The organism is Shewanella sp. SM101 (assembly GCF_025654465.1).
GTDB classification, from domain to species: domain Bacteria; phylum Pseudomonadota; class Gammaproteobacteria; order Enterobacterales; family Shewanellaceae; genus Shewanella; species Shewanella oncorhynchi.
On the sequence record NZ_JAKKRH010000015.1, the window covers coordinates 83,899 to 104,964 of the forward strand.

Here is a 21,066-nt window from a genome sequence, read left to right on the forward strand (position 1 = left end):
GGTAAAAGGAGAGCTGCCACTTGTATCTGTTTGAAGGTCTAAAGGAGTCTGCTTCCGGTTACTTAGAACCTGAACAGGTAGAATTGCTCAAGCAGGCGTACCAGATTGCGCGCGATGCCCACGAAGGGCAAATGCGCACGAGTGGCGAACCTTATATTACTCATCCGGTTGCGGTTGCCCGCATCCTTGCTGACATGCGTCTTGATCATGAGACGCTGATGGCAGCACTGCTCCACGACACTATCGAAGATACCCATGTCACCAAAGACGATTTAGCCGAATTATTCGGTGTCGCGGTGGCCGAACTCGTCGAAGGCGTGTCAAAACTCGATAAGCTTAAATTTCGCGACAAGAAAGAAGCTCAGGCTGAAAACTTCCGTAAAATGATGATGGCGATGACGCAGGATATCCGCGTTATCCTCATCAAGCTTGCCGATAGAACCCACAACATGCGTACCTTAGGCGCACTGCGTCCCGACAAACGTCGCCGTATCGCCCGCGAAACCTTAGAAATCTACGCGCCCATCGCTAACCGTCTTGGTATCCATAACATCAAGACAGAGTTAGAAGACTTAGGTTTCCAAGCTTATTATCCCATGCGATATCGAGTGCTTAAAGAAGTCGTTAAAGCCGCCCGTGGCAATCGCAAAGAATTGATCCAAGGCATCGAAGCCGCTGTGTATACGCGCTTAAACGATGCGGGTATTCCAGGAAAAGTCAAAGGTCGCGAGAAAAACCTCTACTCCATCTATAACAAGATGCAGAGTAAAGAGCTGCAATTCCAAGAAGTGATGGATATCTACGCCTTTAGGGTGATAGTCGATTCCATCGACACTTGTTATCGCGTACTCGGCGCCATGCATGGACTGTACAAGCCTCGTCCCGGTCGTTTCAAAGATTATATAGCTATCCCTAAAGCCAACGGTTATCAGTCACTCCATACCTCTTTATTTGGTCCACATGGCGTGCCCGTTGAGATCCAAATTCGTACCGAAGATATGGATCAGATGGCCGACAAAGGGGTTGCCGCACACTGGGCCTACAAAGGCGGTGCACAAACAGGCCAAGGCACGACGACTCAAGTGCGTGCCCGTAAGTGGATGCAAAGCTTGTTGGAGCTACAACAAAGCGCTAGCACCTCATTCGAATTCGTTGAAAACGTGAAGACGGAACTCTTCCCTGAAGAGATTTATGTGTTCACCCCCGAAGGTCGCATTCTGGAATTACCCGTCAATGCCACCGCGGTAGACTTTGCCTACGAAGTGCATACGGACGTAGGTAATACTTGCGTCGGCGCCCGTGTTAACCGCCAAGCGTATCCGCTTAGCCAACCGTTAATTTCAGGCCAAACCGTTGAAATCATTACCGCTAAAGGCGCGCGTCCTAATGCCGCTTGGCTGAACTTTGTGGTAACCGGTAAGGCCCGCGCTAAAATCCGCCAAGTGCTGAAAAGCCTTAAAGGTGATGATGCGATTGCACTCGGTCGCCGCCTGCTCAACCATGCGCTAGGCAAAACTAAACTCGACAGCATTGCGCCTGAGCAGATTGAAAAAGTGATCCGCGATACTAAACATACGACGCTCGATTCGCTGCTCGCCGATATCGGTCTTGGCAATGCCATGAGTATTGTTATCGCCCAGCGTTTGATTGGCGATAATCTTGAGAATCAAGAGAGCCGCGACGGCCACATGATGCCAATTCGTGGCGCCGAAGGCATGCTCGTTACCTTCGCGAACTGTTGCCGCCCTATCCCAGGTGATGCCGTGATTGCCCACGTGAGCCAAGGTAAGGGCTTAGTGGTACACATGGAAAACTGCGCCAATATTCGTGGTTATCAAGGCGAGCCAGACAAGTATATTCCCGTACAATGGGATAATGTTGAAGGCGTTGATTACCAAGCCAATCTGCGGGTCGAAATCGTTAACCACCAAGGTGCACTGGCGAAGATCACCTCGATCATTGCCGCCGAAGGTTCAAACATTCACAACCTCAGCACTGAAGAACGTGATGGTCGCGTGTATTTGATCAATCTGCGGATTTCGGTGAAAGACAGGATCCATTTAGCCAACGTGATGCGCCGAATTAGGGTACTGCCCGAAGTGCTGCGTACGTCCCGTAATCGTTAATTAACTCAACATTAGAGAGAGCGTCATGGCAGAAAAAATCATCATAGCGACCGAAAACGCCCCTGCGGCCATCGGCACGTATTCACAGGCCGTCAAAGTCGGCAGCACAGTGTATTTATCCGGCCAAATTCCGCTTGTGCCAAGCACAATGCAAATTGTCAGCGATGATTTTGAAGCGCAAGTGGTGCAAGTATTTGAAAACCTAACAGCCGTTTGTACTGCTGCGGGCGGTTCAATCAACGATATCGTTAAGCTCAACATCTTCCTGATTGATTTAAGCCACTTTGCAAAAGTGAATGAAATCATGAGCCGTTACTTCAGCCAGCCCTACCCTGCCCGTGCAGCTATCGGCGTGAAGCAATTGCCGAAGGATTCTCAAGTTGAAATGGATGGCGTGATGGAGCTGTAAGCTCTCACATTGCCCTTCAACCAACAAAAAGGCGCTGCGGCGCCTTTTTTGTTGCCGCCACCCTCCTCTTTCCAGCTTACTATTCTCTTCATCTTATTTTCATACTCAGCTTGTAGGCTTTGGCTCCATTCTCATATTTTACAATCCTGTAAACTATTTGCGCGGGCTCACAAAACTCGCCATACTGGGTACAGCCAAAAGAACAATAAATAACAGGGAATTGCCAATGGATACAGCGATTAAGACGCCAATTGAAATGCTGGCGCACTGGGCTAAGACTCAGGGGGACCAAGTCTATTTACGCCAACCGATCAAGGGTCAATTCCTTGATTTTACTTGGGCTGAAGTTCAAGAAAAAGTTCAACAACTTGCCGGTGCCTTACATCACTTAGGCTTAGAGCGTGGTGATAAAATTGCCGTTCTCTCTAAAAACTGTGCCGAATGGTTTATCACCGACCTCGCGTTGATGCACGGCGGCTATGTCAGCGTACCTATTTACCCTACCGCCAACACAGATACTATTCGCTATGTGCTGCAACACAGTGGCGCAAAAGCCATTTTTCTCGGCAAACTTGACCATTGGGCTGACCAAGAGGCAGGTGTCGGTGGCGAGCTACTACGCCTTGCCATGCCCTATGATACGATGCCAGCACAATATCAATGGGAACAATTGCTTAAGCTAGGCTATCCCTTAGTTAACGCCCCGCTGCCTACTCCAGATCAAGTGATGACACTCATCTATACCTCTGGCTCGACTGGCCAACCTAAGGGCGCGATTCAAACCTTCGCCAGCTATGGCTGGACTTGCCAAGCGGTAGTGCGTGACCTGCGCACCGATGGCGACGATAGACTGTTATCCTATTTACCCTTAGCCCATATCACAGAGCGCGTTGCGATTGAAGGCTCATCCTTCTACTCAGGTAGTGTGGTGGCTTTCGTTGAAAGTCTCGACTCCTTCGTTGTCGATGTTCAACGGGCAAAACCAACGGTATTCTTCTCGGTACCACGTTTATGGAGCCTGTTTCAGAAAAACATTATCGACAAAATTGGGGTCAGTAAACTTAATCTATTGTTGAAAATCCCACTGCTTAGCAGCTTTGTGAAATACAAAATCCATAAGGGTTTAGGCTTGAACCATTGTCGTCTACTCGGCTCTGGCTCGGCGCCAATTCCACCATCACTGATCCACTGGTATCACAGTATTGGTCTTAATATCTGCGAAGCTTGGGGTATGACAGAAAACTGTGCCTATTCGATCATCAACTATCCTTTTGATGCGCGTAAAATTGGCACTGTTGGCCGCCCAGTTGAGGATTGCCAGATCCGCCAAGGCGAGGATGGTGAGCTACTGCTTAAGAGTCCGGGATTAATGACTGCTTATTATCTGCAGCCAGAAGCTACCGCAGCGGCATTCGATGCTGATGGTTTCTTCCACACAGGCGATCTGTGCTCAATTGATGCCGATGGTTGTGTCACTATTACTGGCCGAGTGAAAGACAACTTTAAAACCGCCAAGGGCAAATATGTAGCGCCCGTGCCTATCGAACGTAAACTGGCACAGGATCCCCATGTTGAACTGATCTGCGTGATTGGTTCTGGTCTGCCACATCCCATCGCACTAGTGCAGTTATCCGAAGGGGCCAATCTACAAGCCCGCGAAGAAGTCCGCACCTCACTCAAAGCGACACTCGATAGCGTTAATCCGCACTTAGAGTCACACGAACATGTCGATGCGATTGTCGTGGTCAGTGATCCTTGGACGATTGAGAATGATGCGCTCACGCCTACCCTCAAAATCAAACGCCATGTGCTTGAAAAAGCCTTTAGCGAACGAGTTGACGGCATTCGTGGCGCCCAAGTCCGCTGGGAAGATGAATTGACTCAAAAATAACTAGGCCAAACAATCAGTTGGCGAGTATGGTCATCAGCTAAAACTAAGCACACCTAGGGTGTGCTTTTTTATGACATATTCTGTCAAAATCCGATAAAACCACGTATCATGTGCGCCAGTCGGCCAAGGGGCAATTCCCTTGTACTTTTCCATTCAATATTAGGTTTAACAGAGTCTAACGATGCTAATTACACTATCGATTATTGGCGGTTTTATTATTTTAACCTTAGGCGCAGAAGCCCTAGTTCGTGGCGCGAGTTCAATCGCTCTACGTTTAGGTATTACGCCACTTATCATAGGCTTAACTATTGTAGCCTTTGGTACTAGTGCACCAGAACTGGCTGTGAGTGTAAAGTCTGCTCTAGCAGGAAACAGCGGTATCGCCTTAGGTAACGTTATTGGCTCTAACATTGCTAACATAGGTTTGATTTTAGCCATCACGGCACTTATCCGCCCTATTCAAGTGCAATCTCAAGTCGTAAAGCGTGATATCCCTTTGATGATATTGGCTTCCATGTTGTTCTGGGCACTCTTGTTAGATGGCGAGCTCAGCCTAATTGACGGTGTGATATTACTGTCACTACTGTTCGGTTATTTAGCCTTTAGTTACATCAGCTCGAAAAATGGTAATGAAGAGGAAGAGATTGAAGCAGGTCCAAATAATCCGCTACTTTCAGCCCTATTTATCTTAGTCGGTATTGGTATGTTAGTCGGTGGCGGTATTTTGTTTGTCAACGGCGCGGTAGATTTAGCCAAGACCTTCGGTATCAGTGAAGTCATTATCGGCTTAACGATCGTGGCGATTGGTACCAGTATGCCAGAGTTAGTAACTTCTGTTCTAGCGGCACTGAAAGGTCAGAGTGACATAGCCATAGGTAACGTTGTCGGTTCTAACATATTCAATATTTTGGGTATTTTAGGTATTACTGCAATAGTACAGCCAGTATCATCACTTGGCTTCCAACCCTTTGATTTCATAGTGATGTTGGCATTTGCCATCATGATTTTACCTTTCGCTTGGACAGGATTTCGTATTGGCCGCCGCGAAGGTTCAGTATTACTACTGTGCTACTTAGGTTACTTGGGCTACCTAATAAACCAAGCGAGCACTCAAGCTGTGGTATAACACTTAGCTGATCATTTGCGATAAAAAAAACACCGGAGCCTCTCCGGTGTTTTGCTCTCTAGGTATTGCTGTCCTTTATTCATCACGCACCTTCTTTAAAGCACACCTAATAAAGAATATAAGCACACAACTCAACTGATGACATTTGTCATGCCAAAGCCATGACCTTTGTGTCTGCAGTTCTTCTATCGAATTTCTGATAATGAGCCCGTACCCAAACATTGGGAAACTCACTCAATAAGGAAATACCATGAAAACATTACTCCTCGCCTCCAGCTTTTTGCTTATCAGTACTCACTCGTTTGCAGCAACGTCATCAAACACTAACATCACCAATGTAGACGCGGCCTCGAATGCGATGAATCTAACGCAATTACAACAACTGAGCGGTAGCACTCAAGATTATGATAAAGCCTATGCGAACTATCGCTTAGCCATCAGTGCCAATGTAATGGGGCAGAAAACACTCGCTAGCAGCGCACTGACTACAGCGCAAACCACATTAGAAGCACTCGAAACCAGCCAAGCGAATGCAGAATCCCTTGCCCTGTTATCGTCGGTTTATGGCATGCAAATCGCCTTAGATAATAGTAAAGGTGCAACGCTCGGCATGAAATCCGCCAAGGCGATTGCCAGTGCCGAACAATTAGAACCACAAAATCCACGGGTCGCATTGGTTAAAGCCATCGCCGCCTATAACACGCCAGCTATGTTTGGCGGCAGCATGCAAAATGCTAAGACCTTAGCCACTACGGCCATAGAAAGATTCGCCCAGCCTTGCGACAACATTTGCTGGGGTGAAGCCGAAGCCTACACGTGGCGCGGGCTCGCTAAACAGGAATTAGGCGATAGCCAAGGCGCGATTGAAGATTGGCAACAAGCGATCAAAGTACAAGCAGATTACGGTTGGGCAAAATTTTTGCTTCAACAAAATCAGCAATTAAGTGCAAAATAGACAAAGTTGTTAACGGGGATCTATGGCGCTGACGATAGCGCCAATCCCTAAAAAGAATAAATTAAAACAGATGCCATCGGTGGGCATTCAACAACCAACTCAGTGACACAGAGGCATCATGATAAGCACTCCGCTTCAGCTCGAACGAAAACTTGCTTGGGTGTATTTGATAAACTTAGTGTTTTATCTGATCCCACTTGCCATAAATCCCTATCCAAGCTGGAAAATCGCCCTCAGTTTTGCCGTGTTAATCCCTTTTATTGCCAGTTATTTTTGGACCTATAAGTGCAATAGCCGTAGCGCCTATCTGCCCATTCTCATTATGGTGGCCATAGCAATAGCGATCACACCAATCAACCCAGGCTCTATCTCGCTATTTACCTTTGCCGCTTTCTTCATTGGCTTTTTTTATCCTCTCCGGACCTGTCTGTTGGCTATTGCAGCCCTCATCGGCCTGCTGTTTGCCCTCAATGAGATTTACCACTTTAACAGTTACTACTTTCCGCTTTACGGCTCGGGATTAGTGCTCGGCGTGGGCATGTTTGGTGTCGCCGAACGCAGACGTTATCGGCATAAATTGAAAGAACAGCAAAGTGCCCAAGAAATTACCACCTTGGCCACTATGCTTGAGCGTGAACGTATCGCGCGGGATCTACACGACATTATGGGGCATAGCCTATCTTCCATCGCCCTTAAGGCTGAGCTAGCCGAAAAGCTAATCGCAAAACAAGAATATGAACTCGCATCAACCCAATTGACTGAGCTAGGACAAATTGCGAGGGAAAGTTTAAGCCAGATCCGCCACACCGTGTCAGACTACAAACACAAGGGCCTAGAGAGTTGCGTGACGCAGCTTTGTAAATCCTTAAGGGATAAAGGCTTAAGTGTCGAGCTCAGTGGTGAGCTACCCAAGCTAGGTGCAAGCACAGAAAGCCAACTGAGTTTGATCCTCACCGAACTCATTAATAATATTCTTCGCCATAGCGGTGCAAGTGAATGCTCTATCCACTTTTCTAAGCAATCAGACCGCCTGCTGCTAGAAGTCAAAGACAATGCCGCGGCCAAACCTTTTATAGAGGGTAATGGCCTCACTGGTATACGCGAGCGTCTCGACAGTTTAGGCGGCAGCTTGAGCTATAATCTCGAACAGGGATATAGATTTACCGTCAGTTTACCTTTGCAGGGAGCAACACATTAATGAAGATTTTATTGGCGGAAGATCAAGCCATGGTGCGAGGAGCACTCGCCGCACTCCTTACGCTTGCAGGGGGTTTTAGTATCACCCAAGCGAGTGACGGCGACGAAGCTCTAAGCTTACTCAAACAGCAAAGTTTTGATCTCTTACTAACAGATATCGAGATGCCCGGCCGCACAGGTTTAGAGCTGGCCACATGGTTAAAGGAGCAACATAGCCAAACCAAGATAGTGGTCATTACCACCTTCGGCCGTGCAGGCTATATAAAACGTGCCATCGAAGCGGGTGTGGGCGGCTTTTTGCTTAAAGATGCGCCCTCGGAAACCTTAGTCAACGCGATTCAACAAGTAATGGCGGGAAAACGAGTGATCGATCCTGAACTTGCGATGATGGCGATTGGCGATGTCGACCCACTCAACGACAAAGAACGCCGCGCTCTTCGCCTCGCTAGCGAAGGCAAATCCACCTCCGACATCGCCGAAACTCTTTTTATCGCCGAAGGGACTGTTCGCAACTACCTCTCTGAAGCCATAGCCAAACTCAATGCCAGTAATCGAATCGATGCAGCCCGCATTGCCAAGCAAAAAGGCTGGTTGTAATAACACTCACTGTTAACCACGCTTTCAGCCTAACGATATCTTATCAACAATTTTGTGGTCTTAAGGCCACAGAAGGATATTAGCTATGCTTCCAAACAAAATTTGATAACACCCTAATTCCCCTTGAGATTGCCTTACGCTTATTCTCTGTTAATATATGTATAAATTCACAGTGATTGAGTGCTAACGACTTGCAGCAATTGGATCTTGTTCCGATCACCGACCTCAAAGGCGTCGCCAAAAAGGTCGCGGAGAAACTCGCAAAGCTCGGCATCACAACAGTACAAGATCTGCTGTTTCACTTACCCCTGCGCTACGAAGACAGAACCCAAATCTATCCCATTGCCGCCCTCAGCCTAGGCGGTTATGGCACTATAGAAGCTGAAATCCAATCGACACAAATCATCCAAGGCCGCAAGCGCATGCTGGTCTGCAATGTGCGCGACGATACGGGCAGCTTAAGTCTGCGCTTCTTTAACTTTTCTGTCGCCCAGCGTAATGCCATGCAAAATGGTTTAATGATCCGAGCCTATGGTGAAGTGCGCCGTGGTAGTCATCAAGCTGAGATAGTGCATCCAGAATATAAAGTCGTCTATCCCGGTGAAGATGTTCACCTAAGCGATACCCTAACGCCGATTTATCCCACGACTGAGGGCTTAAAACAGGCGAGTTGGCTAAAGCTGACCGAGCAAGCTTTGGCATTACTGGAAGATGGCGGTTTAACTGAGCTGCTACCACCTCAGTTGCAACCGAATAACATCAGCCTTAAACAAGCGCTGCAGACGCTACATCGACCTCCTGCGGGGAGCTCTCAGTTCGATTTAGAGTTAGGCCAACACCCAGCCCAGCAGCGACTGGTGCAGGAAGAGTTGCTCGCCCATAATCTCAGCATGCTACGCCTAAGGCAGCGCAGTAATTTAGATGCAGCAGTGACCATGCAGGCCACGGGGCAGTTGCTCAATCCCTTCCTTGCCGCTTTGCCCTTTAAGCCCACAGGCGCCCAGCAAAGAGTGGTGGCCGATATAGGCAAAGATTTAGAAAAGCCGCACCCTATGATGCGCTTAGTGCAAGGGGATGTGGGCTCGGGTAAAACCTTAGTCGCGGCGATGGCTGCGCTGCAAGCGATTGAAAACGGTTATCAAGTCGCCATGATGGCGCCGACCGAGCTATTGGCCGAACAGCATGCAACTAACTTTGCCGCTTGGTTTGAACCACTCGGGCTTAAAGTCGGTTGGCTAGCGGGTAAACTTAAAGGCAAGGCAAGAGCGCAATCCCTTGCGGATATTGAATCCGGCGCAGCCCAAATGGTGATTGGCACCCATGCCATCTTCCAGCAGCATGTGGTCTTTAATAAACTCGCGTTAATTATCATAGATGAGCAGCACAGATTCGGCGTACACCAACGCTTAGGTCTGCGGGAAAAGGGCGTGAGCCAAGGTTTCCATCCGCATCAATTGATCATGACGGCAACGCCGATCCCGCGCACGCTAGCGATGACAGCCTATGCGGATCTCGACACGTCCATTATCGATGAATTGCCGCCGGGACGAACTCCAGTAACCACAGTGGCGATTGCCGATTCACGCCGCAACGAAGTGCTTGAACGGGTGCGTAACGCCGTCATCACAGATAAACGTCAGGCCTATTGGGTGTGTACTCTGATTGAAGAATCCGAAGTGCTCGAATGCCAAGCCGCCGAAGACACGGCCGAAGAACTGCGCCTCGCCCTGCCCGAGCTCAATATTGGCCTAGTGCATGGCAGATTAAAGAGCGCCGAGAAACAGCAAATCATGGCCGACTTTAAGGCAGGCATTATTCATCTACTGGTAGCGACAACCGTGATTGAAGTGGGCGTCGACGTGCCTAATGCCAGCCTGATGATCATTGAAAACCCTGAACGTTTAGGTCTAGCACAACTACATCAACTGCGCGGACGAGTCGGTCGAGGCGCCATCGCAAGCCATTGTGTGTTACTCTACAAGGCGCCGTTGAGCCATACCGCCACCCAAAGACTGAGCGTACTCAGACAAAGCAATGATGGTTTCATCATAGCGCAGAAAGATTTAGAAATTCGTGGCCCGGGTGAAGTGCTTGGCACTAAGCAAACAGGACTGGCTGAGCTCAAAATTGCCGATCTGGTGCGCGATCAAGCTTTGATCCCACACATTCAGAAATTAGCGAGCCATGTAATGGCGCAAGCTCCCGAAAAAGTCGATGCAATTATTTTACGTTGGCTCGGGCACAGACAGCACTATGTGCAGGCTTAGGCCGCAAATATTAAAGGGTAAAGAACGAGGCGTAACATCAGCCTTTACTCGAAATAAATTGTTTATGTTCAGCTAAGCGCTATAGACAAGCGCATGGAAACTTGCAAAATGAACCTGCGGCCTTCAAATAGCCCGCTCTTGCACTTTAATGTTAGCTGCATGTATTCACCAAGTTACCTTGACACTCAAGCGAAGGATGTAAAATGCAAGTTAATCAAGATGATAGAATAACACCTCAAGAGACGTCTTCTAGCAGCAATCGCTTTGCGCTTTTTGCGATAGTGCTCGTCGTGCTACTTTCTGCCGGAGGATATTATTACTACAGCGGTGATTCTGACTCACCTAAACTCATTCCTAACGCCCCTATTGTATTGCCTGAAACACCGCCATCTGAACCTATGACGCTCGAAAGTGCGCCAGAGCCTGAAACCACTGAGACGACGCCTGCCGTTACAGAAACGAACACCAATAGCACTGAAACCACTGCAGTGGCAGAGCCTGAAGTTGTCGTAGAACCTGTGCCTGTGCTGGCTGAAAGTGATGCATTTGTGCAACAAAAAGCCCTCGCCATGATCAATAACAATGTGTTGAGTTCTTCGTTAGTGCAGCAAGATCTCGTCCGCCAATTTGTGGTATTCGTGGATAACCTAGCTCAGGGTGAATTAACCCGTAAAGTTAGCCCACTTAAAGGACCAGAGAAGCTGTTCTCAGTCTCAGAAATCACCAACAAAGTGTATTTAAATCCTGAGGGGTTCCACAGATACGACGCCTATGTTGACTCGATTGCCAAAATGGACGAACAGAGCTTAATCACAACTTACAAGCAACTGACGCCGCTCCTAGAGGAAGCCTTTACCGAACTCGGCTACAGCAACGCCAAATTTAACGACAGAATGCTGCAAGCGATTAAAATGTTACTCGCAGCACCTATTATTGAAGATCCGATTGAGCTGAATTCAATTAGCGTTAACTATCAATTCGTTGACCCTAACTTAGAGGCACTACCCAGTGCCCAAAAACTGTTGATCCGTATGGGTCCAGAAAATACTCGCAAGTTGAAAGTAGCGCTGCGTAAAATCGAGAATCAATTGTCGCAATAGGTTATCAAGCTCATGCCAAAAGGCGCTCAGTGCGCCTTTTTTCATTTTAACCTGTAAGTTAAAGTGTATGCGAAATCAGATAGCCACTGCGATATTTGTTACTCAATGTCGAATAAGTGCTGTAAATCACAGCACTTGATCCCATTCCGTTAACCCGCACAATGCAAATGGCTTCATAAAAAGAAGGGGCATAGTGTAGAATGACCACGCTGTAGAGGGCATTTCGAGCGTCATTCTTCTAACGCGTATACTCCTCACTATGGTATGACAATCCATTAATGTTCTAACTTAGTTAGGGATAACTAAGACAGCTTAAATTTAGTGTCGAGGCAAAGTAGTGCAACTAACATTCAGCATTCTCTCTTGGGGCGCTTGGGCCCCCCAATATCAGCACCATCAAAGTTGGCAAACTTGGTGCGAGAGTTCGGCTGAGCTCAATCTCGATACGCCACCACAGTCGGATACCACCGCTCCCGCACTCAAACAAATTCCCGCCATGCAGCGCCGCCGTTTTAGTCGCTTGACTAAGATGATGTTAGAGGTGAGTTTTCAGTGCGAAATGCCTGCAAATTGTCGCTCTATTTTTGCCTCGCGCCATGGAGAGTTGCAGCGCACCATTGGCCTGCTCGAAGACATTATCGCCAAACAGCCCTTATCGCCCTTAGGTTTTAGTCAGTCGGTGCACAACACCGCCAGCGGCATTTTTGGCATAGTGGCGGCCAATACAGCGCCTTCAACTTCAGTTGCGGCGGGCACAGAAACCCTGTCCCAAGCTATGGTCGAAGCCTTCGCCCAATTACATCAATCGCCAGAACCATTGTTATTGGTGTTCGGTGATGATCCAGTGCCTCCTGTGTACGATGAGTTTACCCAAGAATTTGAATTACCTTTGGCCCTAGGCCTACAGCTCGCGCCCTTCGATACACCCGCTTCGGCCAAGCTCACGGTGAGCCGCATTTCTAAAGCAACAGCTTTAAATCCGCTGACCTATGGTGCATTTATCCACGCCCTAGCGACGGCACAAAATATTTCAGGCTGCTTATCCCAATGGCATTGGAGACTTGAGCATGTTTGATGTAGCCCACAGCCATGACGCCGCTAAGGATCATCAAGATTCAATGCTCAATGCCGCTTATACCTTGCCGGAAACTCGCCGCAAAGGGCTGAATTATGTGCCACGTTGGCTAGGTGGCGTGAGTTGTTATATCGCCTTTGGCTTAGGCGGCTTATTAAGCTCCTTGACCATTCTGCCGCTACTACGTTTTTGGCCAGGCACACCAGAGGCGCGGATTATTCGGGTACAAAAGGCCGTGCATTTAATGTTCAAAGGCTTTGTCGCCATGCTCACTTGGGCTGGTGTGATTAAGGTCAGCAGCCACGATGCCCAAAAATTACATGATGCCAAAGGCGTTATCGTCATTGCCAACCACCCCAGTTTAGTGGATGTGGTGGTATTGATAAGTCTCATGCCCAATGCGGGCTGCATAGTCAAACAAGCTTTGTGGCGTAATCCATTTTTGCGTGGTGTGGTGTCCTGCGCGGGTTATATTCCCAATCGCGGCGCCGAACTCATGCTAGAGGATTGCCGCGAAGTGCTCGCAAGAGGCACCAATTTGATTATCTTCCCCGAGGGGACGCGCACGGTTGTCGGCGCGACCATTAACCACTTTGCCCGCGGCGCTGCCAATATCGCCTTAAGGGCCGAAGCGGATATTTTACCTGTGGTACTACGTACCAATGTGCGTGGTTTGACAAAGGAGCAACCTTGGTATGAAATCCCAAGGCAAACCATGGGAATGGCCGTTGAAATCGGCACAATCGTTTCTTACCAGAAGTACCAAGCGGCTTTAGGTGAGCATGCAAAAATGGCCCGGCAGCTGACGCGGGATCTTGAACATTACTATAAACAACAACTCGAAAATAATTATGAACTTAAACAATGAAATAAAGCAGTTAATCATCGACTGTCTCGATCTAGAAGACGTCAGCATTGATGATATTGAAACCGATGCACCGCTATTTGGCGAAGGTTTAGGCTTAGATTCTATCGACGCCCTCGAGCTCGGCTTAGCCATCAAGAAAAAATTTGATGTCAAAATCGAAGCCAATTCGGATGCCACTAAGGCCCATTTCCACAGTGTTGCCAGCTTAGCTCGCTTTATCGAATCACAGCGTCCATAGGAGAGGAATATGCAAAATCGTGAACAAATCCTCGCTATGCTGACCACTATTTTAGTGGACGAATTCGAAATTGATGCCGAGGCGATTACGCCTGAGGCCAACCTGTATGAAGAGCTCGATCTCGACAGTATTGATGCAGTCGACTTAGTGATAAAACTGCAGCAACTGACAGGTAAAAAGATCCAACCCGATGAATTTAAATCAGTTCGCACAATCAACGATGTGATTAATGCTATCGAAGGTTTAGTTAAAACCTAATGCGAGCCTTGCTACAGGTCTTAACCGCCCTAACTTTGCTGGCCTACCCCGTTGCCGTGTATTTAGGGCTCAGTTACTTGCCTGCTGGCACCTTAGCGCTCGTGCTGTGTTTATTGCTGATAATGCGGCTAATGCTACAAAAGCAAAAGGTTAAGACATTAGTTTTACCACTATTGGTGGGGATTGTGCTCACGGCAGGCAGTTATCTTGCCAAGCGCAGTGACTGGCTGCTGTATTACCCAGTAGTGATAAATCTCACTATGCTGGCGCTGTTCAGTTATTCACTGCACACTGGCCCTAGCATGATCGAACGTTTAGCCCGTTTGAAAGAACCCGATTTACCGGATGAAGCCACTGGGTATCTTAAAAAAGTCACGCTACTTTGGTGCGGCTTATTTATCTTCAATGGCACTATGGCGGCTTACACCGCTGGCTTTACTAGCTTAGCAACCTGGACCTTGTATAACGGTTTGATTGCATACGTACTCATGGGACTGCTCCTCGGTGGGGAGTGGTTATATCGCAGCTTTTGGTTGAAGAAAACATGACACAGCTACTCAAAAACTGGTTAACCCAAGGGCCCTTTGCCCAACAACTGATCAGCTTTAATCACCACGACATAGTCACAGGTGCCTTATTTACCAATCAGGTGGCGTATTTTTACGAGCAACTGCTAGCAGCGCCAGAGAAAAAATGGCTGCTCGCGAGTGATACCAGCGATCTGTTTGCTGTGGGTTTATGTGCGGCGCTGTTAGCAGGCAAGGAAATTATCTTACCAGCCAACACCCAAACGGGCACGCTGAGCGAATTAACCCACCAGTTTGAAGGTATATTGTCGGACAAGCCATTGTGTGAAAGTCAGGCCTTTATTCTACTGAGAAAAGAGCTGAGCCTGCCGAGTAAACCTTGGCCGGCGAGCGAGGCTATCGGCGAACTTGTGCTATTTACCTCCGGCAGCAGCGGCGAACCTAAGGCGATCCGTAAAACACTTCAGCAATTAGACGTTGAAGTCTCAGTGCTCGAACATACCTTTGCCGAACATTTACCCCATTGCAGTGTGGTTTCCACGGTTTCCCACCAGCATATCTATGGCCTGTTATTCAAGATTTTGTGGCCACTCGCCGCCAGCCGGCCGTTTTTAAGTGAACAGATTGAATACCCAGAAACCTTAAGCTATTACACTGCCTTACTGCCAAACCTGTGTTTGATCAGTAGCCCTGCCCAGTTATCGCGTTTACCTAAGGCTTTAGAGCACGAGCGGCAGCTGCGCTCACCTAGCTTAGTGTTTAGCTCTGGCGGGCCCTTAAGTTTTGCGGCGGCTCAAGGGATCAGCCAATGCTATGGTCACTTGCCCATCGAAATTTTTGGTAGCACAGAAACGGGCGGCATCGCCTATCGCCGTCAGCATGAGGCCGATGAACCTTGGCAAGTGTTTGACAGAATATCGATAGATCAAGATCCTAGCGATGGAGCCTTGCTACTTAAATCACCCTATTTGGCCGACGATGAATGGCTGCGCTGCGAAGATAAAATCGAACCAACCGAAAATGGCCAGTTTAGACTCAAGGGCCGACTCGATCGCATTGTTAAGATAGAGGAAAAACGTCTATCACTGGCACAAATGGAAACGCTGCTCTGCAGTCACGCCTATGTTGAGCAAGCGGCACTTGTCGTATTGCCGCAGTTTAAATCCCAACTGGGCGCGGTAGTGACCCTCTCCGCACTTGGCCGCAGTGTGCATCAAGAGCAGGGAAAACTCAGTATCAACAATGCGTTAAAAGCACATTTACTGACGCAATTTGAGCGAGTCACGCTGCCACGCCGCTGGCGTTATCCCGATATTTTGCCGCTGAACACTCAGGGTAAGCGTGTCACTGCCCAGTTAGTCGAGTTATTTGATCATGATTAAATCGAGTTTACCGCCGATCCTGCATTCCAATATCGGCATGGATAATATTGAATTACGTCTGTTAGTGGCGGCCGACCTTGAATCTTTTAAGGGACATTTTCCCGAGCAAGCCGTACTGCCAGGCGTGACGCAATTAGATTGGGCGGTGCGTTTAGGCTGCCAATATTTTGGTTATTCAGAGGCGGTTGCTAACTTAGAAGTGCTTAAGTTTCAGCAACTCATACTGCCGGGGCAAGAAGTCACCCTAAGCATTAGCAATAATGCGGCTAAGGGGAAACTCACCTTCGCCTATAGCGATGGTGAAAACCGCTACGCCTCAGGTCGTATCGCCTTCGATATCTCGCCAGTTAACAGCAGCGATGGGGCGAGCCAGTGCTAACACCTCCCAGCGACTTAGTTGAGTCGGCGCCCATTAAGCTCGCCTTAGTGATCCCCAATTACAATCACAGTGCCGCAATTGCCCAGACCTTGGCCGAACTCGCCCAATTTAATCTGCCCTGTTATTTAATTGATGATGGCAGCAATGATGAAACCCGTTATCTGCTGCAATCCTTAGCCCAAACCTATCCTTGGGTGACTTTGCTGCTGCATCCTTACAACCGTGGTAAAGGCGCTGCTGTGATGACGGGCCTACGCCGAGCCTACCGCGATGGCTTTAGTCATGCACTGCAGGTCGATGCCGATGGTCAACACAATCTGGCCGATATTCCAGCTATGGTAGCCAAGGCGCAGGCTAAACCCGATGCGCTGATTTCAGGCAAACCCGAGTACGATGAATCCGTGCCTAAGGGCAGGCTTTATGGCCGTTATATCACCCATTTTTGGGTGTGGGTCGAAACCTTAAGCTTTGATATTCAAGATTCTATGTGTGGCTTTCGCGTTTATCCCCTCGCCGCCACCGAGCGATTACTGTGCCAGCAAGCCTTAACGGAGCGAATGGATTTTGATATTGAAATCCTCGTCAAACTCTACTGGCAAGGGGTGGAAATTTTATTCCAGCCGACTAAAGTGATTTATCCCGAAGGTGGTGTTAGTCACTTTCAAGGTGTGGCCGACAATGTGCGCATCACTAAACTGCATACCAAGTTGTTTTTCGGCATGCTCAAACGCCTGCCTTGGCTATTGAAGCGTAAATCACAGCGACAAGCCGCGCAAAACTCCCATTGCTCGTCAGCAACATCATCGACTTCAGCAACATCATCAACTTCAGCCACCCATTGGTCGGGCATGAAGGAGCGCGGCAGTTACTGGGGCATCAAACTCCTCGCCGAGAGCTATCGTATTGGCGGCCATTGGTTGTGCCGCGCCATTATGTATCCGGTGATTTGCTATTTCTTTCTCACGGGCAAAGTCACCCGCGAAGCCTCGTTAGATTTCCTGCGCCGCGTGCAAATGCTTGAGCCGCAACACCCTAAGCTCAATCAGCCCATAGGCTGGCGCGATAGCCTGAATCACTTTTTAGCCTTTGGAAATGCCGCACTCGATAGAATCGATGCATGGTGCGATCGCATCCAATTGAGCCAAGTGGATTTCCCCGATCGCCAAGTGCTGGCCGACCAACTCGAAAGCGGTAAAGGCGCCGTGTTATTGGTGTCGCACCTTGGCAATTTAGAACTCTGCCGCGCCATTTCGATCCACCAGCGCAAAGTCAAAGTGAATGTCATGGTGTTAACGAGCCATGCGGAAAATTTCAATAAGGTACTCAAACAGTTAAATCCAGATAGCACGCTTAATCTTATTCAAGTGACCGAGCTTAACCCCGCGACGTCTATGCTGTTGCAGCAAAAAATAGAAGACGGTGAACTGGTGGTGATAGCGGGCGATAGAACCTCACCGAATACCCAAGGTCGCGTCCTGTACGCGCCCTTTATGGGGCAAGACGCAGCGTTTCCCCAAGGGCCGTTTATTTTGGCAGGTTTACTCGATTGCCCTGTATTTTTAATGTTTTGCCTGCGGGAACAGGGCCGTTATCGGGTGCATTTAGAGCACTTCGCCGAAACACTTAAAGGCCCAAGGGCGGGCAGAATGGACAGATTACAGCAGGCGGTAAATCGCTACAGCGAACGTTTAGAATACTTTGCCAGACGCGAGCCTTTGCAATGGTTTAACTTCTTCGATTTTTGGCGTAAAGACAGCGAGTTAGAACGCGTATCAGCCAATTCAGTACAAGCCGATGCTGTAACAGCAGAGTCAACATCACCGCAGATCCCAGAGCAGGATCATAAGACAGACAGGACTAGTCATTCATGAGCCACACCCAAGCCGCCGACTCAAAGAATCAATCAGACTTAAAGACTATTGAGTTCGGCCGTCAATTTCTTACCTTAGAACAAGTGGTTGCCGTCGCCAAGGGCGCACCAGTTAAGCTCTGTGATGATGCGGATTATCAAGAATACATTCAAAAAGGTGCGCGCTTTATCGATAGCCTGCTGCACGAAGAAGGCGTGGTTTATGGTGTAACCACAGGTTATGGCGACTCTTGCACAGTCAATGTGAGCTTAGATCTGGTCCACGAATTGCCACTGCATTTAACCCGCTTTCACGGCTGCGGTTTAGGCGAGACCTTAAGCATAATGCAGGCCCGCGCTGTGATGGCTTGCCGTTTAAACTCCTTAGCCATTGGCAAATCTGGCGTGACCTATGAGCTATTAAAGCGCATCGAAACTTTGCTCAATCTCAACATAGTCCCTGTAATCCCAGAAGAAGGTTCGGTCGGTGCCAGCGGTGATTTAACGCCGCTGTCATATTTAGCCGCCGTGTTAGTCGGCGAGCGCGAAGTGATTTACCAAGGTGAGCGCCAAGCGACTCAAGCTGTGTACGCTAAGCTCAACATTATCCCGCATGTCCTGCGTCCAAAAGAAGGCTTAGCCCTGATGAACGGCACGGCTGTAATGACGGCCTTGGCCTGTTTAGCCTTTGATCGCGCCCAATATCTTGCCCGCTTAAGTAGCCGCATTACCGCTATGGCTTCGTTAACGCTAAAAGGCAACTCGAACCATTTTGATGAAATCTTATTTGCCGCTAAACCGCATCCGGGGCAAAACCAAATCGCCACTTGGATACGGGAAGATTTAAATCACCACGAACATCCACGTAATTCTGACAGGCTGCAGGACAGATATTCCATCCGCTGCGCGCCGCACATTATCGGCGTGTTGCAGGATGCGCTGCCGTTTATGCGTCAGTTTATCGAAACCGAAGTCAACAGCGCCAACGACAACCCGATTGTCGACGGCGAAGGCGAGCATATTCTCCACGGTGGCCATTTTTACGGCGGCCATATCGCCTTTGCGATGGATTCACTTAAGAATACTGTGGCTAACTTAGCCGATCTTATCGATCGCCAAATGGCGCTAGTGATGGACCCTAAGTTTAACAATGGCTTACCTGCCAACTTATCCGGCTCAACTGGCCCACGCCGCGCGATTAATCATGGCTTTAAAGCGGTGCAAATTGGTGTGTCGGCGTGGACGGCAGAAGCGCTCAAGCACACTATGCCCGCCAGCGTATTCTCACGCTCGACCGAATGCCACAACCAAGACAAGGTGAGCATGGGCACTATCGCCGCCCGCGACTGTATGCGTGTGCTGCAATTAACCGAGCAAGTCGCCGCGGCCGCCTTGCTTGCCATGACCCAAGGTATTGGCCTGCGTATCGCACAGAATGAGCTGAACGAAGCCTCGCTCACGCCTTCATTGGCGAAAACCCTCGCTCAAGTGCGCGCCGATTTTGAAACCTTAATCGAAGACCGACCGCTTGAAGCCGTGCTGCGCCAAACCATAGCTAAAATCCAAGCGGGCGAATGGGAAGTGTGCCGATGAAATCATTGCTCACTATCGATATGGAAATGCAAATTCCCTTCCACGATGTGGATTCCATGGGAATCACTTGGCATGGCAATTACCTGCGTTATTTCGAAATTGCCCGCTGTAAACTGCTCGATGAGCTGGGCTACAACTACCGCCAAATGCAAGCATCTAACTATGCATGGCCTATTATCGATTTACAGATTAAATACGTCAAAGCCAGCACCTTCGAGCAAAAAATCACAGTGCGCGCCGAGTTAGTCGAGTGGGAAAACCGCTTAAAGATCAATTATCAAATTCGCGACGTTGAAACGGGTGCGCGCATCACTAAGGGTTATACCATTCAGGCAGCGGTCGATATGAGCACCCAAGAATTGTGCTTTGTTACCCCAGAGGTGTTCCGTAACAAAATAGCCATCCTGCTCGCTAAGGTTGAAGACTAATGAACTCAGTACTCGCGAAGAGCTCTGTGCTGGCGAATAATCCTGTGCTGGCAAAGTGTGCATTACTCCTCTGCCTTGCTTGCGGCTTGGCTTGTGCTTTGATAACCCTGCCACTCAAGGCAGAAACCTTAGCAGAGCCCGGCGCTTATCAAACACTCTTTAGCCAAAGTGCGGATACCGCGCAGCTTGTCGCCCTGAGCCAAAAACTTAACTTGGGCGAAACGGTGCGAGGCCAGTTTGTGCAATATCGGCAATTAAAGGTGCTCAAAAAGCCGTTAATCAGCCAAGGCCAGTTTATCTTCGATCAGACCCAAGGGCTGATATGGCAACAGATAAAGCCCTTCGAATCCCTGCTTATTTTAAAAGATAAGCAGCTTATTCAGCGCGATAGTCAAGGTCGAGTACAAGTCAGCAAGGCTGATGCATCGGCGAGCGCCGCCGCTATGGGCGATTTATTGCCCAGCCTAGTGCGCGCTATGCTCGGCGGCGATATTTCCGGTTTAAGCGAAAACTTCGAGCTGCACTTCCTCATCACAGACAGGTTAAAAATAGAAGGCTTGAGCACAGACGGCCAATGGCAATTAGGGCTAACGCCCAAAGATCCCTTAATGAAAAAAGCCATCGCCAATATGGTGTTAGAAGGTAGCGATGTGTTGCAATCCTTAGTGCTGCTGAGCGCCGCGCCGAGTGTGAGCCCGCAGGATATGACCCGCATCGACTTTAGTGCGCTTTCCCAAGGTAAACTCAGCGAAACCGAATTGACGCAGTATGCTGTGGCGATAGAGGCGAATAAACCTTAAC

At 48.8% G+C, this 21,066-nt stretch carries 20 protein-coding genes; all 20 read left to right on the forward strand.

Annotated features, from left to right (window positions below; all coding sequences use genetic code 11):
* The first annotated feature begins 20 nt into the window (after positions 1 to 20).
* The 20 genes from spoT to L5M38_RS10500 all read left to right on the forward strand — a co-directional run bounded on the left by spoT (position 21) and on the right by L5M38_RS10500 (position 21,065).
* Complete coding sequence (gene spoT / locus L5M38_RS10405) at positions 21 to 2,126, forward strand: bifunctional GTP diphosphokinase/guanosine-3',5'-bis pyrophosphate 3'-pyrophosphohydrolase (RefSeq protein ID WP_105251161.1); 2,106 nt, start codon at positions 21 to 23, stop codon at positions 2,124 to 2,126.
* 25 nt (positions 2,127 to 2,151) lie between these two features.
* Positions 2,152 to 2,535, forward strand: coding sequence for a RidA family protein (locus tag L5M38_RS10410; protein WP_006079838.1), 384 nt, complete (start codon positions 2,152 to 2,154; stop codon positions 2,533 to 2,535).
* A gap of 226 nt (positions 2,536 to 2,761) precedes the next feature.
* Entirely contained in the window at positions 2,762 to 4,426 is a 1,665-nt protein-coding gene (locus L5M38_RS10415) for an AMP-binding protein (RefSeq protein WP_263179035.1), read from the forward strand.
* Positions 4,427 to 4,607: 181 nt separating this feature from the next.
* Positions 4,608 to 5,552: a calcium/sodium antiporter gene (locus L5M38_RS10420; RefSeq protein WP_105251158.1), complete on the forward strand. Its 945-nt coding sequence runs from the start codon at positions 4,608 to 4,610 to the stop codon at positions 5,550 to 5,552.
* A gap of 250 nt (positions 5,553 to 5,802) precedes the next feature.
* Positions 5,803 to 6,507: a tetratricopeptide repeat protein gene (locus L5M38_RS10425; RefSeq protein ID WP_263179036.1), complete on the forward strand. Its 705-nt coding sequence runs from the start codon at positions 5,803 to 5,805 to the stop codon at positions 6,505 to 6,507.
* 118 nt (positions 6,508 to 6,625) lie between these two features.
* Complete coding sequence (locus tag L5M38_RS10430; protein WP_263140726.1) at positions 6,626 to 7,705, forward strand: sensor histidine kinase; 1,080 nt, start codon at positions 6,626 to 6,628, stop codon at positions 7,703 to 7,705.
* A complete protein-coding gene (locus L5M38_RS10435) occupies positions 7,705 to 8,301 on the forward strand; it encodes a DNA-binding response regulator (RefSeq protein WP_113941110.1) in 597 nt (198 codons plus the stop codon). The genes L5M38_RS10430 and L5M38_RS10435 overlap by 1 nt, the downstream gene beginning before the upstream one ends.
* A gap of 191 nt (positions 8,302 to 8,492) precedes the next feature.
* Positions 8,493 to 10,568, forward strand: a complete 2,076-nt coding sequence (recG, locus tag L5M38_RS10440; RefSeq protein WP_263168718.1) for an ATP-dependent DNA helicase RecG — start codon at positions 8,493 to 8,495, stop codon at positions 10,566 to 10,568.
* Positions 10,569 to 10,771: 203 nt separating this feature from the next.
* Positions 10,772 to 11,668, forward strand: a complete 897-nt coding sequence (locus L5M38_RS10445) for a DUF3014 domain-containing protein (RefSeq protein ID WP_219255063.1) — start codon at positions 10,772 to 10,774, stop codon at positions 11,666 to 11,668.
* 337 nt (positions 11,669 to 12,005) lie between these two features.
* Entirely contained in the window at positions 12,006 to 12,743 is a 738-nt protein-coding gene (locus L5M38_RS10450) for a beta-ketoacyl synthase chain length factor (RefSeq protein WP_113941113.1), read from the forward strand.
* Complete coding sequence (locus L5M38_RS10455; protein WP_263168719.1) at positions 12,736 to 13,611, forward strand: lysophospholipid acyltransferase family protein; 876 nt, start codon at positions 12,736 to 12,738, stop codon at positions 13,609 to 13,611. The genes L5M38_RS10450 and L5M38_RS10455 overlap by 8 nt, the downstream gene beginning before the upstream one ends.
* Positions 13,595 to 13,849, forward strand: coding sequence for a phosphopantetheine-binding protein (locus L5M38_RS10460; RefSeq protein ID WP_011787697.1), 255 nt, complete (start codon positions 13,595 to 13,597; stop codon positions 13,847 to 13,849). The genes L5M38_RS10455 and L5M38_RS10460 overlap by 17 nt, the downstream gene beginning before the upstream one ends.
* Before the next feature lie 9 nt (positions 13,850 to 13,858).
* Entirely contained in the window at positions 13,859 to 14,107 is a 249-nt protein-coding gene (locus L5M38_RS10465) for an acyl carrier protein (protein WP_011787696.1), read from the forward strand.
* Entirely contained in the window at positions 14,107 to 14,655 is a 549-nt protein-coding gene (locus tag L5M38_RS10470) for a hypothetical protein (RefSeq protein WP_263179037.1), read from the forward strand. The genes L5M38_RS10465 and L5M38_RS10470 overlap by 1 nt, the downstream gene beginning before the upstream one ends.
* Positions 14,652 to 16,016, forward strand: a complete 1,365-nt coding sequence (locus L5M38_RS10475) for an AMP-binding protein (protein WP_263140738.1) — start codon at positions 14,652 to 14,654, stop codon at positions 16,014 to 16,016. The genes L5M38_RS10470 and L5M38_RS10475 overlap by 4 nt, the downstream gene beginning before the upstream one ends.
* On the forward strand, positions 16,009 to 16,395 hold the full coding sequence (locus L5M38_RS10480) for a thioester dehydrase (RefSeq protein WP_263168722.1): 387 nt from the start codon (positions 16,009 to 16,011) through the stop codon (positions 16,393 to 16,395). The genes L5M38_RS10475 and L5M38_RS10480 overlap by 8 nt, the downstream gene beginning before the upstream one ends.
* On the forward strand, positions 16,389 to 18,266 hold the full coding sequence (locus tag L5M38_RS10485; protein ID WP_263179039.1) for a glycosyltransferase family 2 protein: 1,878 nt from the start codon (positions 16,389 to 16,391) through the stop codon (positions 18,264 to 18,266). The genes L5M38_RS10480 and L5M38_RS10485 overlap by 7 nt, the downstream gene beginning before the upstream one ends.
* Positions 18,263 to 19,837, forward strand: a complete 1,575-nt coding sequence (hutH, locus tag L5M38_RS10490) for a histidine ammonia-lyase (protein ID WP_263179041.1) — start codon at positions 18,263 to 18,265, stop codon at positions 19,835 to 19,837. The genes L5M38_RS10485 and hutH overlap by 4 nt, the downstream gene beginning before the upstream one ends.
* A complete protein-coding gene (locus L5M38_RS10495) occupies positions 19,834 to 20,265 on the forward strand; it encodes an acyl-CoA thioesterase (RefSeq protein WP_173497420.1) in 432 nt (143 codons plus the stop codon). Before hutH ends, L5M38_RS10495 begins: the two co-directional genes overlap by 4 nt.
* Positions 20,265 to 21,065 (forward strand): outer membrane lipoprotein carrier protein LolA, encoded by an 801-nt coding sequence (locus L5M38_RS10500; RefSeq protein WP_263179043.1) that lies wholly within the window; start codon positions 20,265 to 20,267, stop codon positions 21,063 to 21,065. The genes L5M38_RS10495 and L5M38_RS10500 overlap by 1 nt, the downstream gene beginning before the upstream one ends.
* Position 21,066: the final 1 nt, after the last annotated feature.

What these genes read in the sequence shown, in the direction of transcription:
- L5M38_RS10410 (WP_006079838.1), top strand. Translation starts at nt 2,152, where the DNA reads ATGGCAGAAAAAATCATCATAGCGACCGAAAACGCCCCTGCGGCCATC.
- L5M38_RS10415 (WP_263179035.1), top strand. Translation starts at nt 2,762, where the DNA reads ATGGATACAGCGATTAAGACGCCAATTGAAATGCTGGCGCACTGGGCT.
- L5M38_RS10420 (WP_105251158.1), top strand. Translation starts at nt 4,608, where the DNA reads ATGCTAATTACACTATCGATTATTGGCGGTTTTATTATTTTAACCTTA.
- L5M38_RS10425 (WP_263179036.1), top strand. Translation starts at nt 5,803, where the DNA reads ATGAAAACATTACTCCTCGCCTCCAGCTTTTTGCTTATCAGTACTCAC.
- L5M38_RS10430 (WP_263140726.1), top strand. Translation starts at nt 6,626, where the DNA reads ATGATAAGCACTCCGCTTCAGCTCGAACGAAAACTTGCTTGGGTGTAT.
- L5M38_RS10435 (WP_113941110.1), top strand. Translation starts at nt 7,705, where the DNA reads ATGAAGATTTTATTGGCGGAAGATCAAGCCATGGTGCGAGGAGCACTC.
- L5M38_RS10445 (WP_219255063.1), top strand. Translation starts at nt 10,772, where the DNA reads ATGCAAGTTAATCAAGATGATAGAATAACACCTCAAGAGACGTCTTCT.
- L5M38_RS10455 (WP_263168719.1), top strand. Translation starts at nt 12,736, where the DNA reads ATGTTTGATGTAGCCCACAGCCATGACGCCGCTAAGGATCATCAAGAT.
- L5M38_RS10460 (WP_011787697.1), top strand. Translation starts at nt 13,595, where the DNA reads ATGAACTTAAACAATGAAATAAAGCAGTTAATCATCGACTGTCTCGAT.
- L5M38_RS10465 (WP_011787696.1), top strand. Translation starts at nt 13,859, where the DNA reads ATGCAAAATCGTGAACAAATCCTCGCTATGCTGACCACTATTTTAGTG.
- L5M38_RS10470 (WP_263179037.1), top strand. Translation starts at nt 14,107, where the DNA reads ATGCGAGCCTTGCTACAGGTCTTAACCGCCCTAACTTTGCTGGCCTAC.
- L5M38_RS10475 (WP_263140738.1), top strand. Translation starts at nt 14,652, where the DNA reads ATGACACAGCTACTCAAAAACTGGTTAACCCAAGGGCCCTTTGCCCAA.
- L5M38_RS10480 (WP_263168722.1), top strand. Translation starts at nt 16,009, where the DNA reads ATGATTAAATCGAGTTTACCGCCGATCCTGCATTCCAATATCGGCATG.
- hutH (WP_263179041.1), top strand. Translation starts at nt 18,263, where the DNA reads ATGAGCCACACCCAAGCCGCCGACTCAAAGAATCAATCAGACTTAAAG.
- L5M38_RS10495 (WP_173497420.1), top strand. Translation starts at nt 19,834, where the DNA reads ATGAAATCATTGCTCACTATCGATATGGAAATGCAAATTCCCTTCCAC.
- L5M38_RS10500 (WP_263179043.1), top strand. Translation starts at nt 20,265, where the DNA reads ATGAACTCAGTACTCGCGAAGAGCTCTGTGCTGGCGAATAATCCTGTG.